The 1,145-nt window shown below is 56.6% G+C and carries 1 protein-coding gene; it reads right to left on the bottom strand.

What is annotated here, in order from left to right:
• Positions 1-3: 3 nt before the first annotated feature.
• Positions 4-1,068, bottom strand: coding sequence for a photosystem II q(b) protein (gene psbA / locus NW844_RS12825; RefSeq protein WP_414336205.1), 1,065 nt, complete (start codon positions 1,066-1,068; stop codon positions 4-6).
• Between the last annotated feature and the right edge of the window lie 77 nt (positions 1,069-1,145).

Raw genomic sequence — 1,145 nt, 5'->3', positions numbered from 1 at the left:
GGATTAGCCACGGATGGCCGGCGCCACTTCCACCGCCGCCAAATCCAGCGGGAAGTTGTGCGCATTCCGCTCGTGCATCACTTCCATCCCCAGGTTGGCACGGTTCAGCACATCCGCCCACGTCCCAACCACACGACCGTTGCTGTCCACAATCGACTGGTTGAAGTTGAACCCGTTCAGGTTGAACGCCATGATGCTGATCCCCAGCGCCGTAAACCAAATCCCAATCACAGGCCACGCCGCCAGGAAAAAGTGCAGGCTGCGGCTGTTGTTGAACGACGCATATTGGAAAATCAACCGCCCAAAATACCCGTGCGCCGCCACAATGTTGTAGGTCTCTTCCTCTTGCCCAAACTTGTAACCCAAGTTCTGCGACTCCTCTTCCGAAGTCTCACGAATCAGGCTCGAGGTCACCAACGACCCGTGCATCGCACTAAACAACGCACCCCCAAACACGCCAGCCACGCCCAACTGGTGGAACGGGTGCATCAAAATGTTGTGCTCCGCTTGGAACACCAACATGAAGTTGAACGTCCCCGAAATCCCCAAGGGCATCCCGTCCGAAAACGACCCCTGACCAATCGGGTAAATCAAAAACACGGCCGTCGCCGCCGCCACCGGCGCCGAGTAGGCCACCGCAATCCAGGGACGCATCCCCAAGCGGTAGCTCAGCTCCCACTCCCGGCCCATGTAGCAAAACACCCCAATCAAAAAGTGCAGCACAATCAGCTGGTAGGGGCCGCCGTTGTACAGCCACTCATCCAAAGAAGCGGCTTCCCAAATCGGGTAAAAGTGCAGACCAATCGCAGCCGAAGAGGGCACCACCGCCCCAGAAATAATGTTGTTGCCGTACAGCAAAGAACCAGACACAGGCTCGCGAATCCCGTCGATGTCCACCGGGGGAGCACCGATAAAGGCAATGATGAAGCAGGTGGTGGCAGTCAGCAGGGTGGGGATCATCAGCACCCCGAACCAACCGATGTAGAGACGGTTGTCGGTGGAGGTGACCCACTCGCAGAACTGCTCCCACACGTTGCTGGTTGAGCGACGTTGGATAACAGTAGTCATGATGGCAAACTTCCCTGAGGAAGCGCGAAGATTGACAACACAACCTTAAAACATCCGTTAAGTTCTGTCAACTGGCT

The organism is Synechococcus sp. H55.2, assembly GCF_047462495.1.
Taxonomy (GTDB): Bacteria; Cyanobacteriota; Cyanobacteriia; order Thermostichales; family Thermostichaceae; genus Thermostichus.
This window is presented reverse-complemented; position numbering and strand designations above follow the sequence as displayed.

What these genes read in the sequence shown, in the direction of transcription:
- psbA (WP_414336205.1), bottom strand. Translation starts at nt 1,068, where the DNA reads ATGACTACTGTTATCCAACGTCGCTCAACCAGCAACGTGTGGGAGCAG.